The sequence below is a fragment of the Pseudomonas sp. FP2338 genome (genome assembly GCF_030687515.1).
Classification (GTDB): Bacteria; Pseudomonadota; Gammaproteobacteria; order Pseudomonadales; family Pseudomonadaceae; genus Aquipseudomonas; species Aquipseudomonas salomonii.
On sequence record NZ_CP117436.1, the window covers coordinates 1,050,362 to 1,068,678 of the forward strand.

General features: G+C 60.6%; 21 protein-coding genes, 1 pseudogene and 1 riboswitch. Of the genes and pseudogenes, 13 read left to right on the forward strand and 9 right to left on the reverse strand.

What is annotated here, in order from left to right; translation table 11 throughout:
* Positions 1-127: 127 nt before the first annotated feature.
* The 3 genes from hisG to hisC all read left to right on the forward strand — a co-directional run bounded on the left by hisG (position 128) and on the right by hisC (position 3,266).
* Positions 128-763, forward strand: a complete 636-nt coding sequence (hisG, locus tag PSH96_RS04630) for an ATP phosphoribosyltransferase (protein WP_003188599.1) — start codon at positions 128-130, stop codon at positions 761-763.
* Between the two features lie 127 nt (positions 764-890).
* Complete coding sequence (gene hisD, locus PSH96_RS04635) at positions 891-2,210, forward strand: histidinol dehydrogenase (RefSeq protein ID WP_056859015.1); 1,320 nt, start codon at positions 891-893, stop codon at positions 2,208-2,210.
* A gap of 3 nt (positions 2,211-2,213) precedes the next feature.
* Positions 2,214-3,266 (forward strand): histidinol-phosphate transaminase, encoded by a 1,053-nt coding sequence (gene hisC / locus PSH96_RS04640; RefSeq protein ID WP_305457785.1) that lies wholly within the window; start codon positions 2,214-2,216, stop codon positions 3,264-3,266.
* Positions 3,267-3,397: 131 nt separating this feature from the next.
* Here hisC and PSH96_RS04645 read toward each other — a convergent pair whose 3' ends face one another.
* Complete coding sequence (locus PSH96_RS04645; RefSeq protein WP_017138224.1) at positions 3,398-4,672, reverse strand: uracil-xanthine permease family protein; 1,275 nt, start codon at positions 4,670-4,672, stop codon at positions 3,398-3,400.
* A 2-nt stretch (positions 4,673-4,674) separates the two neighbouring features.
* On the reverse strand, positions 4,675-5,313 hold the full coding sequence (gene upp / locus PSH96_RS04650) for a uracil phosphoribosyltransferase (protein WP_017138223.1): 639 nt from the start codon (positions 5,311-5,313) through the stop codon (positions 4,675-4,677).
* 164 nt (positions 5,314-5,477) lie between these two features.
* Here upp and PSH96_RS04655 point away from each other — a divergent pair, with 164 nt between their 5' ends.
* The 4 genes from PSH96_RS04655 (at position 5,478) to PSH96_RS04670 (ending at position 7,504) form a co-directional block, all read left to right on the forward strand.
* Positions 5,478-6,035, forward strand: coding sequence for a hypoxanthine-guanine phosphoribosyltransferase (locus PSH96_RS04655; protein ID WP_003216150.1), 558 nt, complete (start codon positions 5,478-5,480; stop codon positions 6,033-6,035).
* Between the two features lie 3 nt (positions 6,036-6,038).
* On the forward strand, positions 6,039-6,506 hold the full coding sequence (locus tag PSH96_RS04660) for a WbuC family cupin fold metalloprotein (RefSeq protein WP_305457787.1): 468 nt from the start codon (positions 6,039-6,041) through the stop codon (positions 6,504-6,506).
* Positions 6,507-6,541: 35 nt separating this feature from the next.
* On the forward strand, positions 6,542-7,027 hold the full coding sequence (locus tag PSH96_RS04665) for a hypothetical protein (RefSeq protein WP_305457789.1): 486 nt from the start codon (positions 6,542-6,544) through the stop codon (positions 7,025-7,027).
* A 189-nt stretch (positions 7,028-7,216) separates the two neighbouring features.
* On the forward strand, positions 7,217-7,504 hold the full coding sequence (locus PSH96_RS04670; RefSeq protein WP_305457790.1) for a PA4642 family protein: 288 nt from the start codon (positions 7,217-7,219) through the stop codon (positions 7,502-7,504).
* Positions 7,505-7,557: 53 nt separating this feature from the next.
* Here the strand turns inward: PSH96_RS04670 and mqo are convergent, their stop codons facing one another.
* The gene (mqo, locus tag PSH96_RS04675) at positions 7,558-9,066 is read right to left on the reverse strand and encodes a malate dehydrogenase (quinone) (RefSeq protein ID WP_305457792.1); all 1,509 of its coding nucleotides are present in this window, start codon (positions 9,064-9,066) and stop codon (positions 7,558-7,560) included.
* A gap of 722 nt (positions 9,067-9,788) precedes the next feature.
* Positions 9,789-10,022: a hypothetical protein gene (locus PSH96_RS04680; RefSeq protein WP_081321407.1), complete on the reverse strand. Its 234-nt coding sequence runs from the start codon at positions 10,020-10,022 to the stop codon at positions 9,789-9,791.
* Positions 10,023-10,204: 182 nt separating this feature from the next.
* Between PSH96_RS04680 and PSH96_RS04685 the strand changes: the two genes are divergently transcribed.
* Positions 10,205-10,789, forward strand: coding sequence for a YajG family lipoprotein (locus tag PSH96_RS04685; protein ID WP_017138217.1), 585 nt, complete (start codon positions 10,205-10,207; stop codon positions 10,787-10,789).
* A gap of 73 nt (positions 10,790-10,862) precedes the next feature.
* Here PSH96_RS04685 and PSH96_RS04690 read toward each other — a convergent pair whose 3' ends face one another.
* On the reverse strand, positions 10,863-11,072 hold the full coding sequence (locus tag PSH96_RS04690; protein ID WP_305457794.1) for a hypothetical protein: 210 nt from the start codon (positions 11,070-11,072) through the stop codon (positions 10,863-10,865).
* A 183-nt stretch (positions 11,073-11,255) separates the two neighbouring features.
* Here PSH96_RS04690 and PSH96_RS04695 point away from each other — a divergent pair, with 183 nt between their 5' ends.
* On the forward strand, positions 11,256-11,513 hold the full coding sequence (locus PSH96_RS04695) for a hypothetical protein (protein ID WP_305457796.1): 258 nt from the start codon (positions 11,256-11,258) through the stop codon (positions 11,511-11,513).
* Between the two features lie 120 nt (positions 11,514-11,633).
* On the opposite strand, the gene PSH96_RS04700 is transcribed toward PSH96_RS04695, so the two are convergent.
* Positions 11,634-12,797, reverse strand: coding sequence for a 1-acyl-sn-glycerol-3-phosphate acyltransferase (locus tag PSH96_RS04700; protein WP_305457798.1), 1,164 nt, complete (start codon positions 12,795-12,797; stop codon positions 11,634-11,636).
* Positions 12,798-12,928: 131 nt separating this feature from the next.
* Between PSH96_RS04700 and PSH96_RS04705 the strand changes: the two genes are divergently transcribed.
* The 3 genes from PSH96_RS04705 to PSH96_RS04715 are packed head-to-tail and all read left to right on the forward strand — an operon-like array spanning position 12,929 to position 14,039.
* The gene (locus tag PSH96_RS04705) at positions 12,929-13,108 is read left to right on the forward strand and encodes a CPXCG motif-containing cysteine-rich protein (protein WP_056859006.1); all 180 of its coding nucleotides are present in this window, start codon (positions 12,929-12,931) and stop codon (positions 13,106-13,108) included.
* Between the two features lie 12 nt (positions 13,109-13,120).
* Positions 13,121-13,381: a putative signal transducing protein gene (locus tag PSH96_RS04710; RefSeq protein WP_017138212.1), complete on the forward strand. Its 261-nt coding sequence runs from the start codon at positions 13,121-13,123 to the stop codon at positions 13,379-13,381.
* Positions 13,382-13,418: 37 nt separating this feature from the next.
* Positions 13,419-14,039 carry an SOS response-associated peptidase gene (locus PSH96_RS04715; RefSeq protein WP_056859005.1) on the forward strand — a complete coding sequence of 207 codons (621 nt, stop codon included), beginning with the start codon at positions 13,419-13,421 and terminating at the stop codon, positions 14,037-14,039.
* Between the two features lie 117 nt (positions 14,040-14,156).
* On the opposite strand, the gene PSH96_RS29505 is transcribed toward PSH96_RS04715, so the two are convergent.
* Both PSH96_RS29505 and PSH96_RS29510 read right to left on the reverse strand, forming a co-directional pair.
* Positions 14,157-14,999, reverse strand: a complete 843-nt coding sequence (locus tag PSH96_RS29505; protein WP_370694352.1) for a methyl-accepting chemotaxis protein — start codon at positions 14,997-14,999, stop codon at positions 14,157-14,159.
* Between the two features lie 63 nt (positions 15,000-15,062).
* Positions 15,063-16,295: pseudogene (locus tag PSH96_RS29510) on the reverse strand (methyl-accepting chemotaxis protein); the annotation flags it as partial.
* 227 nt (positions 16,296-16,522) lie between these two features.
* On the opposite strand from PSH96_RS29510, the gene PSH96_RS04725 reads away from it, so the two are divergent.
* Positions 16,523-17,341, forward strand: coding sequence for a M48 family metallopeptidase (locus PSH96_RS04725; RefSeq protein WP_056859003.1), 819 nt, complete (start codon positions 16,523-16,525; stop codon positions 17,339-17,341).
* Positions 17,342-17,487: 146 nt separating this feature from the next.
* Here PSH96_RS04725 and PSH96_RS04730 read toward each other — a convergent pair whose 3' ends face one another.
* On the reverse strand, positions 17,488-18,072 hold the full coding sequence (locus PSH96_RS04730) for a TMEM165/GDT1 family protein (protein ID WP_101266603.1): 585 nt from the start codon (positions 18,070-18,072) through the stop codon (positions 17,488-17,490).
* A gap of 89 nt (positions 18,073-18,161) precedes the next feature.
* Positions 18,162-18,281: riboswitch (yybP-ykoY riboswitch) on the reverse strand.
* Positions 18,282-18,317: the final 36 nt, after the last annotated feature.

Here is an 18,317-nt window from a genome sequence, read left to right on the forward strand (position 1 = left end):
CCACAGGGCTGTGTTTGCTGTTGATCCTGCTGAATTTGTTTCAAATCGAGGCTGTAATGGCCTCGATCTGTGTCTGGCGCCGTTTGCGACCGGACAGCAATAGCCTGATGAAGGACTGACGTTTCCCATGTTGACCATCGCACTGTCCAAGGGCCGCATCCTTGACGACACTTTGCCGCTTCTGGCTGAAGCGGGCATCGTGCCGACCGAGAATCCGGACAAGAGCCGCAAGCTGATCATCCCCACGACCCAGGACGATGTACGCCTGCTGATCGTACGGGCTACCGACGTGCCGACCTACGTTGAACATGGCGCCGCCGACCTCGGTGTGGCCGGTAAAGACGTGTTGATGGAATACGGTGGTCAGGGCCTGTACGAGCCGTTGGACCTGCGTATTGCGCTGTGCAAGCTGATGACCGCCGGCCGTGTCGGTGATGTTGAGCCCAAAGGCCGCCTGCGCGTGGCCACCAAGTTCGTCAACGTCGCCAAACGCTACTACGCCGAGCAAGGCCGTCAGGTCGACATCATCAAGCTTTACGGCTCGATGGAGCTGGCGCCGCTGATCGGCCTGGCCGACAAGATCATCGACGTGGTCGACACCGGCAACACCCTGCGTGCAAACGGCCTCGAACCCCAGGATTTCATTGCTGACATCAGCTCCCGCCTGATCGTCAACAAAGCTTCCATGAAAATGCAGCACGCCCGTATCCAGGCGTTGATCGACACCCTGCGCAAGGCAGTGGAGTCTCGACACCGCGGTTGACTCACCCGCGCGGCCTTAGGCCGCGCCCGTCTATCCGCCTCATAGCCAGAATTCTCAGGTGCCCAAGCGGATCGACTGCTAACTTTCGGCGCTTGAGTATTTTTGCCATTCCTATGAGGCCCTCGCTATGACCACGTCCACTGCAATTGCCCGACTCAACGCTGCCGACCCGGATTTCGCCCATCATCTGGATCATCTGCTGAGCTGGGAAAGCGTGTCTGACGACTCGGTCAACCAGCGAGTGCTCGACATTATCAAGGCTGTGCGTGAGCGCGGTGATGCGGCGCTGGTGGATTTCACCCGTCAGTTCGACGGCCTGGACGTGAAGTCCATGGCTGACCTGATCCTGCCCCGTGAACGCCTGGAGCTGGCGCTGACACGCATCACAGCACCCCAGCGTCAAGCCCTGGAAGTGGCGGCGGCGCGGGTGCGCAGCTACCACGAAAAACAGAAACAGGATTCCTGGAGCTACACCGAAGCCGACGGCACTGTGCTGGGCCAAAAAGTCACGCCGCTGGACCGCGCCGGTCTGTACGTGCCCGGCGGCAAGGCCTCGTACCCGTCATCGGTGCTGATGAACGCGATCCCGGCCAAAGTGGCGGGCGTAACCGAAGTGGTCATGGTGGTGCCGACCCCGCGTGGTGAAATCAACGAGCTGGTGCTGGCCGCTGCCTGCATCGCCGGCGTCGATCGCGTGTTCACCATTGGTGGTGCGCAAGCCGTTGCGGCCCTGGCCTACGGCACCGAAAGCGTGCCGAAGGTCGACAAGGTGGTTGGCCCAGGCAACATCTATGTCGCCACCGCCAAGCGCCACGTGTTTGGCCAGGTCGGTATCGACATGATCGCCGGCCCTTCGGAAATCCTCGTGGTGTGCGACGGCCAGACCGACCCGGACTGGATCGCCATGGACCTGTTTTCCCAGGCCGAGCACGACGAAGACGCCCAGGCGATTCTGGTCAGCCCGGACGCCGAGTTCCTCGACAAGGTCGCCGCCAGCATCAACACGCTGCTGCCGACCATGGACCGCGCCGAGATCATCGAGAAGTCGATCAATGGCCGTGGTGCGCTGATTCTGGTGCGTGACATGGAACAGGCCATCGAAGTGGCCAACCGCATTGCGCCGGAGCACTTGGAATTATCTGTAGCCGACCCGCAGGCCTGGCTGCCGTCGATCCGCCACGCCGGTGCGATCTTCATGGGCCGCCACACCAGCGAAGCTCTGGGCGACTACTGCGCCGGCCCCAACCACGTGCTGCCGACGTCCGGTACCGCGCGGTTCTCATCGCCGCTGGGGGTGTATGACTTCCAGAAGCGTTCGTCGATTATCTTCTGCTCGCCACAAGGCGCCTCCGAACTGGGCAAAACTGCCTCGGTGCTGGCCCGTGGTGAATCGCTGAGCGCCCACGCGCGTAGCGCCGAATATCGCATCCTTGAAGAGGGGAAATGAGGCATGAGCAAATTCTGGAGCCCCTTCGTCAAGGACCTCGTGCCTTACGTACCCGGCGAACAACCGAAGCTGACCAAACTGGTCAAGCTCAACACCAATGAAAACCCCTACGGCCCATCGCCCAAGGCACTGGCGGCGATGCAGGCCGAGTTGAACGACAACCTGCGTTTGTACCCCGACCCCAACAGCGACCTGCTCAAGCAGGCCGTGGCCAAGTATTACGGCGTTGACGCCGGCAACGTGTTCCTCGGCAACGGCTCCGACGAAGTGCTGGCGCACATCTTTCACGGTTTGTTCCAGCACGACTTGCCGCTGCTGTTCCCGGACATCAGCTACAGCTTCTACCCGGTGTACTGCGGCCTTTACGGCATCAAGTCCGCTCCGGTGCCGCTGGACGAGCAATTCCAAATCCGCGTGGCCGACTACGCCAAGCCCAACGGCGGGATCATCTTCCCCAACCCGAACGCGCCGACTGGCTGCGTACTGGCGCTGGACGCGGTGGAGCAGATTCTCAAGGCCAGCCCGGATTCGGTGGTGGTGGTGGATGAGGCCTATATCGACTTCGGCGGCGAAACCGCCATCAGCCTGGTGGATCGCTACCCGAACCTGCTGGTGACGCAGACCCTGTCCAAATCGCGCTCACTGGCCGGTTTGCGTGTAGGCCTGGCCGTGGGCCACCCAGACCTGATCGAAGCGCTGGAGCGGGTCAAGAACAGCTTCAACTCCTACCCGTTGGATCGCCTGGCGATTGTCGGGGCGGCGGCGGCGTTTGAGGACCGTGAGTATTTCGAGAAGACCTGCAAGCAGGTGATCGACAGCCGCAACACGGTGGTCGCGCAATTGGAGGGCAAAGGTTTTGAAGTGTTGCCTTCTGCGGCCAACTTCATCTTTGCCCGTCACCCACGGCACGACGCGGCGGGTTTGGCCGCAAAGCTGCGTGAGCAAGGGGTGATTGTGCGGCACTTCAAGCAGGAGAGGATTGCCCAGTTCCTGCGGATCAGCATCGGTACGCCGGAGCAGAACCAGGCGCTGATCGATGGCCTCGGTGAGCTCTAAGCCACACTGAAAATAAAAAAATGTGGGAGCGGGCTTGCCTGCGATAGCGGTGTAACAGTCTACATATCCGTCGTTTGATACACCGCTATCGCAGGCAAGCCAGCTCCCACACTTGTTTTGCGTTGAGCCAGTTAGATCAACGGCTCATCCGGCTTCTTGTTCTTCCAGCCATCATTGCCCGGCAGCAGCAGGTTCAAACCAATCGCTACCACCGCACACAGGGCGATGCCCTTGAGGCCGAAGTCATCCGGGCCAGTGCCGGTGCCGACCAGCACACCGCCAATCCCGAACACCAGTGTCACCGACACAATCACCAGATTGCGCGCTTCGCCCAGGTCGATCTTGTGGCGAATCAGCGTGTTCATACCCACCGCCGCAATCGAGCCGAACAGCAGGCACAGAATCCCGCCCATCACCGGTACCGGGATGCTTTGCAGCAACGCGCCGAACTTGCCGATAAACGCCAGGCTGATGGCAAACACTGCCGCCCAGGTCATGATTTTCGGGTTGTAGTTCTTGGTCAGCATCACTGCGCCAGTCACTTCGGCGTAGGTAGTGTTTGGCGGGCCGCCGAACAGGCCGGCAGCGGTGGTGGCAATCCCGTCACCCAGCAAGGTGCGGTGCAGGCCGGGCTTTTTCAGGTAATCGCGACCGGTCACGCTGCCCACCGCAATCACACCGCCGATATGTTCGATCGCCGGGGCCAGGGCCACCGGGACGATAAACAGAATCGCCTGCCAGTTGAACTCCGGCGCGGTGAAGTGGGGCAGGGCGAACCACGGCGCGGCGGCGATCTTCGCCGTGTCGACCACACCAAAGTAGAACGACATGGCAAAGCCGACCAGCACGCCGGAGATAATCGGCACCAGGCGGAAAATGCCTTTGCCGAATACCGCAACGATCAGGGTGGTCAGCAGTGCCGGCATCGAAATCAGCATCGCCGTCTGGTAATGGATCAGCTCGCTGCCATCACCGGCTTTGCCCATCGCCATGTTGGCGGCAATCGGCGCCATGGCCAGGCCAATCGAGATGATCACCGGGCCAATCACCACCGGCGGCAGCAGGCGGTCGATGAACCCGGTGCCTTTGACCTTCACGGCCAGGCCCAGGAAGGTGTAAACGAAACCGGCCGCCATCACGCCGCCCATGGTCGCCGCGAGGCCGAACTGGCCCTTGGCGAGAATGATCGGCGTGATAAACGCAAAGCTCGATGCCAGGAATACCGGCACCTGCCGCCCTGTCACCACCTGGAACAGCAACGTGCCCAGGCCTGCGGTAAACAGTGCGACGTTTGGATCAAGACCTGTGATCAGTGGCATCAACACCAGCGCGCCAAATGCTACAAACAGCATTTGTGCGCCAGACAGGATCTGGCGCCAAAGCGGGTCGTTGAATTCATCCTGCATGCTCACGCGTCCTTCTGCTTGGTGCCGAAGATCTTGTCACCGGCATCGCCCAGGCCTGGGATGATGTAGCCGTGTTCGTTCAAGCGCTCGTCGATGGAGGCGGTGTAGATCTGCACATCCGGGTGGGCCTTTTCGACAGCGGCGATGCCTTCGGGGGCAGCTACCAGCACCATGGCGCGGATGTCCTTGCAGCCGGCCTTTTTCAGCAGGTCGATGGTGGCAACCATGGAACTGCCGGTGGCGAGCATCGGGTCGATGATCATTGCCAGGCGTTCGTTGATTTCCGGGACGAGTTTTTCCAGGTAGGTGTGCGCCTGCAAGGTTTCTTCATTGCGGGCCACGCCCACAGCGCTGACTTTGGCGCCCGGGATCAGGCTGAGCACGCCTTCGAGCATGCCGATACCGGCGCGCAGGATAGGCACTACGGTGATTTTCTTACCGGCGATTTTCTCTACTTGTACGGGACCGGCCCAACCGGGGATCTCGTAGGTTTCAAGCGGCAAATCCTTGGTCGCTTCATAGGTCAGCAGCGCTCCGACTTCCTGAGCAAGCTCACGGAAGTTCTTCGTGCTAATGTCGGCACGGCGCATAAGGCCGAGTTTGTGTCGGATCAGCGGGTGGCGGATCTCGCGAGTGGGCATGGGAAAGGCTCCGGCGGCGGGCAAAAAAACCGGCCTAGATTAATCTATCCGAGGGTGTTGTCCTATAGACATCTAGTACGTTAGTCCATTAAGGCTTGATCGTTGCGCCTCACATGCGTACCTTTGCCCGCTTTTCTTGCCACAGCACCCCCTTGGAGAGCGCCATGTCCGCTGATCTCGAGCATATCCGTCAAATCATGCGCGAGGCTGACTGCCTGTACACCGAAGCGCAAGTCGAAGAAGCGATCGCCAAGGTCGGCGCACACATCAGCCGCGAAATGGCCGACACCAACCCGGTGGTCTTCTGCGTGATGAACGGCGGCCTGATTTTCGCCGGCAAATTGCTGACCCATCTGCAATTCCCGCTGGAAGCCTCGTACCTGCATGCCACCCGTTATCGCAACGAGACCAGCGGCGGCGACCTGTTCTGGAAAGCCAAGCCGGAAGTCTCGTTCATCGACCGCGACGTGCTGATCATCGACGACATCCTCGACGAAGGTCACACCCTGGGCGCGATCATCGACTTCTGCAAACACGCCGGTGCGCGCAAAGTGCACACCGCCGTATTGATCGACAAAGACCACGACCGCAAGGCCCGCCCGGACCTCAAAGCCGATTACGTCGGTCTGCCGTGCATCGACCGTTACATTTTCGGCTACGGTATGGACTACAAAGGCTACTGGCGTAACGCCAATGGCATCTACGCGGTTAAAGGGATGTAAACCATGGCGCGCTTTCTTGACCAGACGCTGTTCGCTGAGTTGGCCGAGAAAGCGGCCGCCAGCCCTCGCGGCCGGCACCATCACAACTTGCATCAGATGGAAGAACCCTGCCATCGCCTGGCCGTTGGCCTGCAACCCGACACCTATGTGCCGCCGCATCGGCACCTGAGTGCCGACAAGGCGGAAACCTTGCTGGTGCTCAAGGGCAGCCTCGGCATACTGGTGTTCAGCGACACCGGCGAGGTGATTGCCAAGCGCATTTTGCAGGCGGGCGGCGAGTGCGCAGGCGTCGACTTGCCGCCAGGCGTGTTTCATGGCCTGGTGGTGCTGGAACCCGACAGCGTGATGTTTGAATGCAAGGCCGGGCCGTATCGACCGATAGGCGAGGGCGAGTCACCCGACTGGGCGCCCCGCGAAGGCGATGCCGGTGTGGCCGAGTACCAACGCTGGATGCTCGCCCAGTTCGATTGAGCTACAGTGCTCGGCCATCTTCTACGGAGCGGCCCATGAGCCTGTCGACACGCACCTGCGCCGCCCTGGCGTTGACTCTCAGTTTGCCACTGGCTGCCGCGCCCGCGCCGATGCACAGCCAGTTCCTGCCGCCGGATGACCTCACCCTGCGCGCGCAAACGCCCGACCAGCAGCAACTGCTGCAAGTTACCGAATATGCGGTGGTGGTGGGTAACCAGCGGCAATCAACGCAACAGCCGATTCCGGTGACCTCGCCGTTGATGATCCGCCTCAAGGGCAAATCCTTGAACAAAGGCGCGACCATCGCCCAGGTGGTGCTCAATTTCGACGCCGAAAGCAAAAGCCTGAAGAAGCCGCTGTTTGATGGCGCCAGCAAAACCCTGACCCTTTCTTACCCGATGGCGCAATATCGAGTGATTGTCGACCTGCTGCGTAATGACACGGTGTATGTACAGTTCCTCAGTTATGCCAACGGGCATATCTGGGCGGACCTGCACACCGGCGCGGTTCGCGCAAAGTAATTAAGCCGAATGCAGTCAATGTGGGAGCTGGCTTGCCTGCGATGGCGGCGGGTCAGCTGGCCCGACTGTCACTGATGCACCGCCATCGCAGGCAAGCCAGCTCCCACATGAGTGTTTGGTTGTTTTCGAAGGTGGTGTCTGGCAGGTAGACTTCCTCTCCCGTGTAATGTCTGCAGGCTGGAGTCGGTAATGCGTAAAGATAAGAAACAGGTGATTGGTGACGAGATCGGCGACGACCAGATCAAGTTGTTCCTGAATTTTGAGCCAGTCGACTCGACTTCACCGTCCCTGCACAAGCTGATCAAGGCCTACCGTGGCCTGCGTATCGACGATTTCGAGCGCTTCCTGGGTTTTTTCAAGGAAGCAGGCCTGGACCTGGACGGCAAGGACGAGCATGGCCAGACCTTCGTCGAGATTATCAAGGACCAGCGCAACGCACCCGAGTACATCGAGCTGATCGTAAAAGCTCGCGGCTGATTATCCCGGCCACAAAAAAACGCCCCGAAGGGCGTTTTTTTTGCAGCCAGGTCTTAAGCGTAGCTCTCAGCCTCGTTGCTTTGCTCAACCAGCTCCAGGCTGATGTTGTTCTGCGCATTGATCTTGCGATACAGCTCAGCATCCGTCTCCAGCACTTTTTCCCGCGCCGGGAAGATCTCGTGCAGCTTGGCCGCCCACTCTCCGGCAGCCTTGGCCGGGAAGCAGCGCTCGATCAGTTCCAGCATGATCGAAACCGTCACCGAAGCACCTGGGGACGCGCCCAGCAGGGCTGCCAGCGAGCCGTCTTTGGCCGCGACCAGCTCGGTGCCGAATTGCAGCACGCCGCCTTTTTTCGGGTCTTTCTTGATGATCTGCACCCGTTGGCCGGCCACTTCCAGGCGCCAGTCTTCGGCTTTGGCTTGCGGGTAGAAGCGGCGCAGGGATTCCAGGCGCTGCTCCATGGATTGCATCACTTCGCTGACCAGGTACTTGGTCAGGTCCATGTTGTCGCGAGCGACTGCCAGCATCGGGCCGATGTTGCCGGCGCGAACCGACAGCGGCAGGTCGAGGAACGAGCCGTGCTTGAGGAACTTGGTGGTAAAGCCGGCGTATGGCCCGAACAGCAGGGATTTCTTGCCGTCGACCACGCGGGTGTCAAGGTGCGGCACCGACATCGGCGGCGAGCCCACGGCGGCCTGGCTGTAAACCTTGGCCTGGTGGTGCTTGACCACTTCCGGGTTGTCGCAACGCAGCCACTGGCCACTGACCGGGAAGCCACCGAAGCCTTTGCTCTCTTCGATGCCCGAAGCTTGCAGCAGCGGCAGGGCCGCGCCACCGGCGCCGAGGAAGACGAACTTGGCGTCGACTTCGCGGCTGTTGCCGCTGTTGACGTCCTTGATGCTAACGGTCCAGCCCGCGCCATTGCGCTTGAGGCCGGTGACGCGTTTGCTGTACTTGACCTGGGCATCGGGTGCGCTGGTCAGGTGCGACAGCAGTTGGTTGGTCAGGGCGCCGAAATTGACGTCGGTGCCGTTCATCACGCGGGTGGCCGCGATTTTTTCGTCGAGCGGGCGGCCCGGCATCATCAGTGGCATCCACTCGGCCATCTCATTGCGGTCTTCGGTGTAATGCATGTCCGAGAACGCATGGTGCTGGCTGAGGGTTTCAAAGCGCTTCTTGAGGAACGACACGCCTTTGTCGCCTTGCACGAAGCTCAGGTGCGGCACCGGGCTGATAAAGGACTTGGACGAGCCAAAGGTGCCCTTTTTGGTCAGGTACGCCCAGAACTGCTTCGACACCTCGAACTGGGTGTTGATGTGCACAGCTTTCTTGATGTCGATGGAGCCGTCGCCGGCCTGCGGCGTGTAGTTCAGCTCACACAGCCCGGCGTGGCCGGTGCCGGCGTTGTTCCACGGGTTGGAACTCTCCGCGGCACCCGAATCCATCAGCTCAACGACTTCCAGCTTGAGGCCGGGGTCGAGCTCTTTGAGCAATACGGCCAGGGTGGCACTCATGATGCCGGCCCCTACCAGTACTACGTCGACTGCTTCGTTATGCGCCATTTAACGCGTCTCCAAAATCTGCAGCACCAAATTGACGGCATGGCTGCCAGGAGTGACGGGGCGGTTCACGTGTTGCCCCAAGTTACCCATGGCCAGGATCGCCATGTCCGTTTCGCAATTCTTTGCAACTTCAGCACACGCTTCCTGCCGGCTAATCTGCCTATGAACGCATTCATGGGCGCCTGTGGCAATTCGACTTATGGTCAAAGCGTGCGATTCGTGCAACCAATCCGTAGCGGACAGGCTCAAGCTCCGGTGTTTGAGGAGTACTCGGTCCTGTGTGGTTGGGCTGTTCCAGACGCTGATGGTGCTTGTACAAACGCCAAACTATTCATTTGCTCGCCACACTCTTGTGAAGTTGTGAAAACCCGTTTTTTCACGCTCTTTTGAAGACGTGAACCTCAAAAAAGGGCTGCCCCAGCCTGGCACCTGGCCCGTAAACCCCTGCCGACACGCGGCAAGACGGGCAAACAACTCAAGTGGCCGAGCGCAATGGCAGCTCTGGCAGATTCGGCAAAGAGGGGTGGTTTGCAAAGAAATCAGCAAGCGCGCCAGCTTCACTCGATCTGTGTGGGCGGCTCTCTGTGGGCGATTGGGGGGTTAATACCGAGGCATTAACGGTGCTGCGAGGCCCGATCAGGAGACGTCCTTATAATCGGGGGGAGATTGTAGCGAAGAACGTCGGGGAAATGGGCGTGTTTTGTGACTTTTATTAGGGCTGTTCAGGAAGCCAGTGCGTGCCGCGAATGCCTGTGAGCAACCTGCGGGCTGATTCGGGCACTCATCGGCAGTGGACGGTGCATCCAGCCCAGGTGAGTCTCCGAGACTTCCACCCAGCCATCGCCCACGGGTGGCAGGCTGCACTGCTTGAACGCCACGCAATGGCCGTTGGCATCGAGCCGTGCGTAGTGGCGATGGCGGGGGTGTGACATGAACAATGATTTAAGAAGGCGCATGGCTTTGTACCTGTTACGTTACATGCTCGAAGGTTGCCAGTGTGCCATGACAATGGAGTGACGAAATTATGCGAAATTGTAATTTCAGCCCGCCTTCAGCTGACGTTCAGGATGGCTGGTGAGTGGCCCACATGCGCCGTTATACTGGCGGCCTGTTTGCACCCAGTCCTGGAGAAATGAGTATGTTGCAACGCCTGTTGTTCGGTTTGATCACTGTGACCAGTTTGACCCTGGTTGGCTGCGCCAACAGCCCGCAACAACTCAGCCCGCAACCTAAAGTCACGGCGCAACTGGCGCCTGTCGGCCATGGCCAACCGGTGTCGGTGCGCGTGGTAGATGGTCGTCCTTCGCCCACCCTGGGCTCCCGTGGTGGCCTGTACCCTGAGACTGCGCTGATTTCGGTCCAAGGTCAGGACGTGCTGCCCAAGCTGCAAGCCCAGGCTGAAGCCGCCGTGCGCCTGCTGGGCTTTACCCCGGCCAACTCGCCGGGCGCGCCGCAGTTGACCATCACCCTGGCTGAGCTCAAGTACCAGTCGCCCAAAGAAGGCCTGTATGTGACGGAAGCGTCCATCGGCGCGACCTTCAAGTCCGACGTCAGCGCCGGTACACGCCGCTACAGTGGCCGCTACGGCGCGTCCCTGAACCAGCGTTTCGGTATGTCGCCGAACCAGGAAACCAACACCAAGCTGGTCAGCGACGTGTTGAGCGACGCCCTGACGCGCTTGTTCAAAGACCCGAGCATCGGTTCGCTTCTCAACGCGCAGTAACCGTCAGGCGGGCGCGCAACGCCCCCGATCACCGGGCTCATCAATGAGTCCGGTTTTTTTATGCCTGTAGCCTTCATGCAGCCGTTTCGACATAAAAGTCCAGCACACTCACGCCTGTGAGCAAGTCCAGCTCCGGCAGGTCGGCATGCTGGTGCCCGCCGAGGGCGCAATACACCAGCCAGTGGCGGTCCTGGACGTTGAATGCAAGGCTGCCGACCAGCGCTTCCTGCTCATCGTTCTGGGCCATCAGGTACAGCCGATCCTGGTTTTGTGCGTGCAGCATGACAAGCTCCCAAGCGTTCGAAGGGCAACAGAGTGGCTTGTTAAGGTGACGTTCAGGTGACGCTGTAAATTACTGGATACATTAACCGTACATGGGGGACGGAACGTTTCAGCGGCAGGAGGCCAATATCATTCGGGTTTGTATCTGAATTGATACCAAGACACTCGTCTACCGAGGTTTGCGATGGCGCTGTCCGCACTGCTGATCAATGCTGTGGCTTTATTGGTGGCCTGCCCGGGTGCAGCGCTGCTGTTCATTACCCGCCTGCGCGAGCAGCGAGCGCTGGCCGACCTGACCGCCCAAAGCGAAGACCGCGCGATCGACCAACCGATGTTGTTTCTGGATGTGCGTACCGAACGGTCGCATCGCCTGGCATACCGCGTCGGGTTTGCCTGCCTCGCCCTGGCGCTGGCCGTGTCCTGGTTCAGCACCCACCTCTAAAACCACCGAAAAACCAATGTGGGGGCGGGCTTGCCCGCGATAGCAGTGTGTCAGTCGACAAATTCGGTTCTGACACGCCGCCATCGCGGGCAAGTCCGCTCCCACATTTTGGTTTGGTGTTTAGAGGGGAATCCCGGCCTTGACCCGGTATTGATTCCTCACCGGCGTCGCATACTGCGTCACCAAGTACGGCCGGTGTTCCGCCGGGCACTCATTCAACCGCCGCTCCCACTCCGCCTTGGCCTTGGCCAGCTCATCGGCCGGGAACACCTCGGCTGCCGCCGGCACCTGCAATTGCGGGTCGGCGTCGCTCCATTGCGCGTACGCCAGGTAATGCACCGGGAACAGGCGATAACCGCCGAGAATCTGCCGGTCCATTTCCACGGCCAGCAGCTTGGTGTCTTCAAAACGCTCGGTAATCGGCGGGGCAAAGTTCACGTGCACGCGGCCCTTGTAGCCGGTAATGCCCAGCGCAATGCTCACATCGTCTTCGCCTGGCGCCTTGCTGTAGGTGCCGGTGGTGGCGCGGATGTACAGCTCGCGGGCCTTGGCGCTGTCGCACGGGTCGTATTCATAGCTGATCGACACCGGCGTCAGGTTCAGCGACTGGATCACCTCGGCAAACGGCTCGTCCTTGCGGCTGACGTGGAACATCTTGAGGATTGCCGACTCGGTGCGGTCGTCGCCATCCTTGGCGCGGCCTTCGGCCTGGGCGATCCAGATCGACTGGCAGTCGTTGCGGATCGAATGGTTGATATAGGCCGACAGCAGGTTATACGCCGCCATCTTCTCCTTTCGCCCTGTGATCGAGCGGTGCACGATGAAGCTCTTGTTCAGGCGCATCAGGTCGCTGACAAACGGCTTTTGCAGCAGGTTGTCGCCGATGGCGATACGTGGCGTCGGCAGGCCGGCGTGGTACACGGCATAGTTGACGAAGGCCGGGTCCATCACGATATCGCGGTGGTTGGCCAGAAACAGATAGGCGGTACCGGACTTGAGCTGCTCGACGCCGGTATAGGTCACGCCGTCGGTCGCGCGATCAATGGTGTGGTCGACGTAATACTCGACTTTGTCCTGCAGCGTGGCCACGGTAGTGACGCCGGCAAACTCACGGCGCAGCTTGCGAGCGATCATCGGCTTGAGCAGCCAGCCCAGGGCGCCGGCAAAGCGCGGGAAGCGAAAGTGAGTCAGGATGTCCAGAAAGGCCTTGTCACTGAACAGACGCGCCAGCACGGCCGGGACTTCGCTGTCGTTGTAAGGTCGGATGGTATCGAATTCGCCCATCATGCTCTCTTGTTAGAAACGGCTAGGGTAAGTAAAGGAAATATCAGGGTGCGGCCGCAATATTGGCTCTGCCGTGAATAGCCCTGTAAATAGACCGGCGATTATACGCACAAGTCACCTGGGAGACCGCGATGGAAGAGGAGTCGTACGAATGTCCTTATTGTGGAGAGGTGGTCACGGCGTTGCTGGACCTGTCGGGAGGTGATCAGCAATATATAGAGGATTGCCCGGTGTGCTGCCGGCCCATTACGTTCGAACTACAGGTGCACGAGGACGAATGGATGCTGAGCGTGCGCAGCGAAAACGAGTAACAGGTACACCCCATGCAGCGAATCTACGAACCGGAAAACCTGATGGAAGGCGAGCTGCTGCAACAGATGCTTGCCAGTGAAGGCATCGAGGCGCACCTGGTAGGGCGCCATTTGCTCGGTGGCACCGGCGAATTGCCGATCTTCGGCCTGTTGGGCCTGGAAGTGGACAACGACCAGGCCGCCTACGCCCGTGAATTGATTACGGCCTACAACGGCGCGCAACCCATGCCCGGCGATGAACCCGACAGCTTCCCCGACGTGTTGGTCTGTTAGGCTGTCGGTCGGTTTACCCCAAGAGTCGTGTTGCCCCATGTGTGGACGTTATGCCCTGTTTCGCTGGAACCCTTCTTTTGCTGCCTTGCCGGGCTTCCCGGCCGATCAGCAGGCCCAGTGGAACATCTCCCCGAATGATTCGGTGCTGATCCAGCGCCTGAGCGAAGGCCAGCGCACCCTGGCCCGTGCGCGCTGGGGCCTCACGCCACCGTGGCTCACCGACCTTTCGCGCACGCCAGCCCACGCGCGCGCCGAAACCCTGGCCGAACAACCGATGTTTCGCGAAGCCTTGCGCCAGCGCCGCTGCCTGCTGCCGGCCAACGGTTTCTACGAATGGCGCGGCACCCAGCGTAAACGCCCGTATTGGCTGACGCCGGGCGAAGGCTCGACGCTGTTTTTTGCGGCGATCTGGGAGGCTTATCCGGTGCAGGAGCAGGTGTGGCTGAGTACAGCGGTGGTGACCCAGGCCGCCCAGAGCCAGCGGCGGCCGTTGATTCTGGATGCGGCGGGGCAAGAGGCGTGGCTGAATCCTGAGACGCCGCTGCACGTGTTGCAGGGCTTGTTGGCCAGCGAGCCTGCCGCGTTGCGCGAGCGGGTGTTGGCCAATATGGTCAATGATCCCAAGCTCAATGGGCCGGAGTGCCTGACGCCAGGTTGAGGTTGAATTTGCTGGCCTCTTCGCGAGCAAGCCCGCTCCCACATTTGAAGGTGTTCACAAATCAAAATGTGGGAGCGGGCTTGCTCGCGAAGGCGGCCTCAAAGCCACCGCAGATCGCTAAACCTTGAACTGATTGATCAACCGCCGCTGCTGCTCCGCCAACTTGGTCAGATCCGCACTCGCCGCACTGGACTCATCCGCACCGCCCGCCACTTCATTGGCCACCTGGCCAATATTGATCACATTGCGATTGATGTCCTCGGCCACCGCACTCTGCTCTTCGGCTGCGCTGGCGATCTGCGTGTTCATGTCGTTGATCACCGACACCGCCTGGGTAATCGTCTCCAGCGCTTGGGCCGCCTTCGCCGCGTGCTGCACGCTTTCGTCGGTACGGTTCTGGCTGTCTTCCATCACCCGCACCACGTCCCGCGTGCCTTGTTGCAGCTGCTGGATCATGGTCTGGATTTCTTCGGTGGCCTTCTGAGTTTTCTGCGCCAGGTTGCGCACCTCATCGGCCACTACTGCAAAACCACGGCCTTGCTCGCCAGCACGGGCCGCCTCAATGGCGGCGTTGAGCGCCAGCAGGTTGGTCTGCTCGGCAATTCCGCGAATCGCCGTGAGGATCGCGTTGATGTTTTCGCTGTCCTTGGCCAGGGTTTGCACCACGCCCACGGCCTTGCCGATTTCTTCAGCCAGCGCGCCGATGGACGTGGACGTCTCGCGCACAATGCGCATGCCCTGGCTCGCGGCCTGGTCGGCGTGGCTGGCAGCTTGCGCGGCCTGGGTGGCGTTGCGTGCCACGTCTTGCGCAGTGGCGGTCATTTCGTGCACAGCGGTGGCCACCTGGTCGATCTCGACCATTTGTTTATGCACGCCCTGATTGGTGCGAATCGCGATGTCGGCGGTGTGTTCCGATGAGTCGCTGACCTTCTGCACCGAACTCACCACCTGAGTGATCATGCCCTGCAACTTGATCAGGAAGGTATTGAAGCCGTTGGCGATCGCGCCCAGCTCATCGGCGCGATCACTGGTGAGGCGGCGGGTGAGGTCGCCTTCGCCCTGGGCGATATCGTTAAGCATCGCCACCATCTGTTTGAGCGGGCGGGCGATGCCATGGCCCACCAGCCAGATCACCAGCAAGCCGATACCGGCGATCAACAGGCCGACCATGGCCATGCCGAAGGTGTCGGTCTTGCGCTGGGCTTGCAGATCGCTTTGCAGCTTCTGCGAGTCGGCCATCACAGCGCTCAGCGGCAGTTGCAGCATCAAGGTCCAGCGCGCTTCGGTCTGGCCGATGTTGAAGGGCAGGAACAGTTCGATATGCCCGTGTTCCTTGTCGATGTCGTAGCGCACTTCGCCGACTTTCAACTGGCCGAGGTTGGCCAGCTCGTTGCTGTCGAGCAGGTCGCTGGCTTTTTCGCCAAGCTTGCTGGCGTCCTTGGTGTAGGCCACCAGGCGACCGTTGCTGGAGATCAGCGCCAGTTCGCCGGCGCCGTTATAGAGGTTCTGGTCGGCGCGGGTGAGCATGTCCTGGATAAAGTTCACCGACAGGTCGGCGCCGACGATGCCCTGGAACGTGCCGTCGACCATGATCGGTTCGATAAACGAGGCCAGCATCACCATCGCATTCCCGACCTTGTAAGGCGCCGGGTCGATGGCGCAGGGTTTCTTGCTCTCTTTGGAGCACAGGTAGTACTCACTGGCGCGCACGCCGGTGGACAGGATTTTCTGGTCGTTGACGTCGGCGAGCTTATCCAGGCCCAGGCTGCCATCGGCGTTGCGGTACCACCACGGCAGGAAACGGCCGTCGGCGGCCATGCCGACAATTGGGGTGTTTACGTAGGCGGCGTCGTTATGGTCGATGGCATTGGGTTCCCAGCCGATGTAGGCGCCGAGGATTTTCGGGTTGCGCGCCACGGTTTCATGCAGCAGGTTGATCAATTGCTCACGGCCCACCTGCAGCGCGGGTTCGCCCTTGGCGTCTTTCATCGCCAGCAGGGCGTTGGCGGTGGCCAGGCCTTTGGCGGTCACCAGCGGTGCTTCCAGTTCGCGCTGGACCAGCGTGGCCTGGGTTTGCGCCAGGGCGGTGAGACGCTGCTCGATGATCTGCTCAAATTGCGCCTGGGTGCGCTCCTGCACCAGCTCCTGGGTGCGTGCACCGGCAAACACCGCATAGAGCACCAGCACCGCGACCACACTCAGTACGATGGCCCCGGTCAATGCGGCGACAGAAAACTGAATCGACTTGAATTTCATGGAGGCTCCAGGCGCAGGGGCAAGTGGGCTGCCTTTTATGTATCGGCCATGGGCTCTGGAGGCTTAAGGCTTGGCCGGCAAAATAGTGCGAGATGTCGCAAACGAGCTGTTCGCCGCCGCTGTGGGTGTGTGGGATGTATCTGAAAGTTAGTGGTTAAACGTCGCGTGTATCTGGCGTTGATACAAATGACCGCCTAGGATACGCACCAGGTTTCAGGGAGAGCGTCATGAAAAAGTCATTGGCAGTAAGCGTACTCAGCGCAGCGATGCTGCTGGCAGGTTGCCAGTCGGTTAACACCACCAGCGGCGGTGCCGTTGGCGTGGAGCGCAAGCAGTACATGTTCAGCATGCTGTCGAGCCAGGAAGTCGACCAGATGTATGCCCAGTCCTACCAGCAGACGCTGGGCGAGGCGAGCGGCAAGGGCATGCTCGACAAGACCAGTGCCAACGCCAAGCGCGTGCAGGCCATCGCCAACCGTCTGATCGCCCAGGCGCCGACTTTCCGCCCGGATGCGGCGCAGTGGAAGTGGGAAGTGAACCTGATCAAAAGCGATGAGATGAACGCCAACTGCGGGCCTGGCGGCAAGATCTTCGTGTACAGCGGGTTGATCGACAAGCTCAAGCTCACCGACGACGAGCTGGCCGCCGTGATGGGTCATGAAATCGCCCACGCCTTGCGTGAACACGGGCGTGAGGCCATGTCCAAGGCGTATGGCATCCAGATGGCCAAGCAGGGCGCCGGTGCGTTGTTCGGCCTGGGCCAGGACAGCCTGGCGTTGGCCGATACCGTGGCCAACTACGGTATGACCTTGCCTAACAGCCGTGCCAATGAAAACGAAGCCGACCTGATCGGCCTCGAGCTATCGGCCCGCGCGGGTTACAACCCGAATGCCGCGATCACCTTGTGGAACAAGATGGCCAAGGCGTCGGAAGGCGCGCCACCGGAGTTCATGAGCACCCACCCGGCTTCCGACAGCCGAATCGCCTCGTTGCAGGCGGCGATTCCGAAGGTGATGCCGCTTTACCAGCAGGCCAAAAAATCCTGAATTAACGCAATCCAGTGTGGGAGCCGGGCTTGCTCCCGCTCGACTGCGTAGCGGTCGTCGGCTTTTTGAGGGCGCTTCGCCCCCCAACGCAAGCAGGCTTGCTCGCCACAGCAAGCCCGCTCCCACATTGGTTTGGATTTACAGCCTTAGATCCAGCCGCTGCTCTGCATGGCCTTGTACACCGCCACCACCGCCAGGATGAAAAACGCCGTAGCCGCCAGTCGACGAATCAAGGTCAGCGGCAGTTTTTCCGCCGCAAAATTACCCGCCAATACCACCGGCACGTTGGCAATCAGCATGCCCAGCGTGGTGCCGATAATCACCAGCCACAACTCCGGGTACTGCGCCGCCAGCATCACCGTGGCGATCTGGGTCTTGTCACCAATTTCGGCGAGGAAGAACGCAATCAGCGTGGTCAGGAACGGCCCGAACTTGCGCGTGGTACTGGCTTCGTCATCGTCGAGTTTGTCCGGCACCAAAGTCCACAGCGCAGTGGCACAGAAGCTCGCTGCGAGGATCCAGTGCAACACCGCATCCGAGAAGAAGCTGCCGAACCAGGCCCCCACGGCGCCGGCGGCCGCATGGTTGGCCAGGGTCGCGGCGACGATGCCGGCGATGATCGGCCAGGGTTTGCGAAAGCGTGCGGCAAGGATGAGCGCGAGCAGCTGCGTCTTGTCGCCGATTTCGGCCAAGGCAACGATTGCGGTAGGAACGAGTAATGAATCCAGCATCAGGTAGGTTTCCAGGGGCGGGTCGACACGGCTATGACACGTACAGCCTTCCCGCCCCGGGTAAGGTGTGCGTGTCATAGGTCTTGTCAAACCCCGGTCCGTCTGTGCGGACTCCTGGGTCGCATACGCCATGGTCTGTTGACCAAGTATGTTGACGTATGCCGGACGAGCATGGCGCTCGTGGGAGACTACTCCCCTAGGACGGAGCGGATTCTGCCTAGGCAAAACCCATTCGGCAAGCGTTC

Excerpts from the sequence above, each read along its gene's own strand:
- hisG (WP_003188599.1), top strand. The coding sequence starts at position 128 with ATGTTGACCATCGCACTGTCCAAGGGCCGCATCCTTGACGACACTTTG.
- hisD (WP_056859015.1), top strand. The coding sequence starts at position 891 with ATGACCACGTCCACTGCAATTGCCCGACTCAACGCTGCCGACCCGGAT.
- hisC (WP_305457785.1), top strand. The coding sequence starts at position 2,214 with ATGAGCAAATTCTGGAGCCCCTTCGTCAAGGACCTCGTGCCTTACGTA.
- PSH96_RS04645 (WP_017138224.1), bottom strand. The coding sequence starts at position 4,672 with ATGCAGGATGAATTCAACGACCCGCTTTGGCGCCAGATCCTGTCTGGC.
- upp (WP_017138223.1), bottom strand. The coding sequence starts at position 5,313 with ATGCCCACTCGCGAGATCCGCCACCCGCTGATCCGACACAAACTCGGC.
- PSH96_RS04655 (WP_003216150.1), top strand. The coding sequence starts at position 5,478 with ATGTCCGCTGATCTCGAGCATATCCGTCAAATCATGCGCGAGGCTGAC.
- PSH96_RS04660 (WP_305457787.1), top strand. The coding sequence starts at position 6,039 with ATGGCGCGCTTTCTTGACCAGACGCTGTTCGCTGAGTTGGCCGAGAAA.
- PSH96_RS04665 (WP_305457789.1), top strand. The coding sequence starts at position 6,542 with ATGAGCCTGTCGACACGCACCTGCGCCGCCCTGGCGTTGACTCTCAGT.
- PSH96_RS04670 (WP_305457790.1), top strand. The coding sequence starts at position 7,217 with ATGCGTAAAGATAAGAAACAGGTGATTGGTGACGAGATCGGCGACGAC.
- mqo (WP_305457792.1), bottom strand. The coding sequence starts at position 9,066 with ATGGCGCATAACGAAGCAGTCGACGTAGTACTGGTAGGGGCCGGCATC.
- PSH96_RS04680 (WP_081321407.1), bottom strand. The coding sequence starts at position 10,022 with ATGCGCCTTCTTAAATCATTGTTCATGTCACACCCCCGCCATCGCCAC.
- PSH96_RS04685 (WP_017138217.1), top strand. The coding sequence starts at position 10,205 with ATGTTGCAACGCCTGTTGTTCGGTTTGATCACTGTGACCAGTTTGACC.
- PSH96_RS04690 (WP_305457794.1), bottom strand. The coding sequence starts at position 11,072 with ATGCTGCACGCACAAAACCAGGATCGGCTGTACCTGATGGCCCAGAAC.
- PSH96_RS04695 (WP_305457796.1), top strand. The coding sequence starts at position 11,256 with ATGGCGCTGTCCGCACTGCTGATCAATGCTGTGGCTTTATTGGTGGCC.
- PSH96_RS04700 (WP_305457798.1), bottom strand. The coding sequence starts at position 12,797 with ATGGGCGAATTCGATACCATCCGACCTTACAACGACAGCGAAGTCCCG.
- PSH96_RS04705 (WP_056859006.1), top strand. The coding sequence starts at position 12,929 with ATGGAAGAGGAGTCGTACGAATGTCCTTATTGTGGAGAGGTGGTCACG.
- PSH96_RS04710 (WP_017138212.1), top strand. The coding sequence starts at position 13,121 with ATGCAGCGAATCTACGAACCGGAAAACCTGATGGAAGGCGAGCTGCTG.
- PSH96_RS04715 (WP_056859005.1), top strand. The coding sequence starts at position 13,419 with ATGTGTGGACGTTATGCCCTGTTTCGCTGGAACCCTTCTTTTGCTGCC.
- PSH96_RS29505 (WP_370694352.1), bottom strand. The coding sequence starts at position 14,999 with ATGATCACTCAGGTGGTGAGTTCGGTGCAGAAGGTCAGCGACTCATCG.
- PSH96_RS04725 (WP_056859003.1), top strand. The coding sequence starts at position 16,523 with ATGAAAAAGTCATTGGCAGTAAGCGTACTCAGCGCAGCGATGCTGCTG.
- PSH96_RS04730 (WP_101266603.1), bottom strand. The coding sequence starts at position 18,072 with ATGCTGGATTCATTACTCGTTCCTACCGCAATCGTTGCCTTGGCCGAA.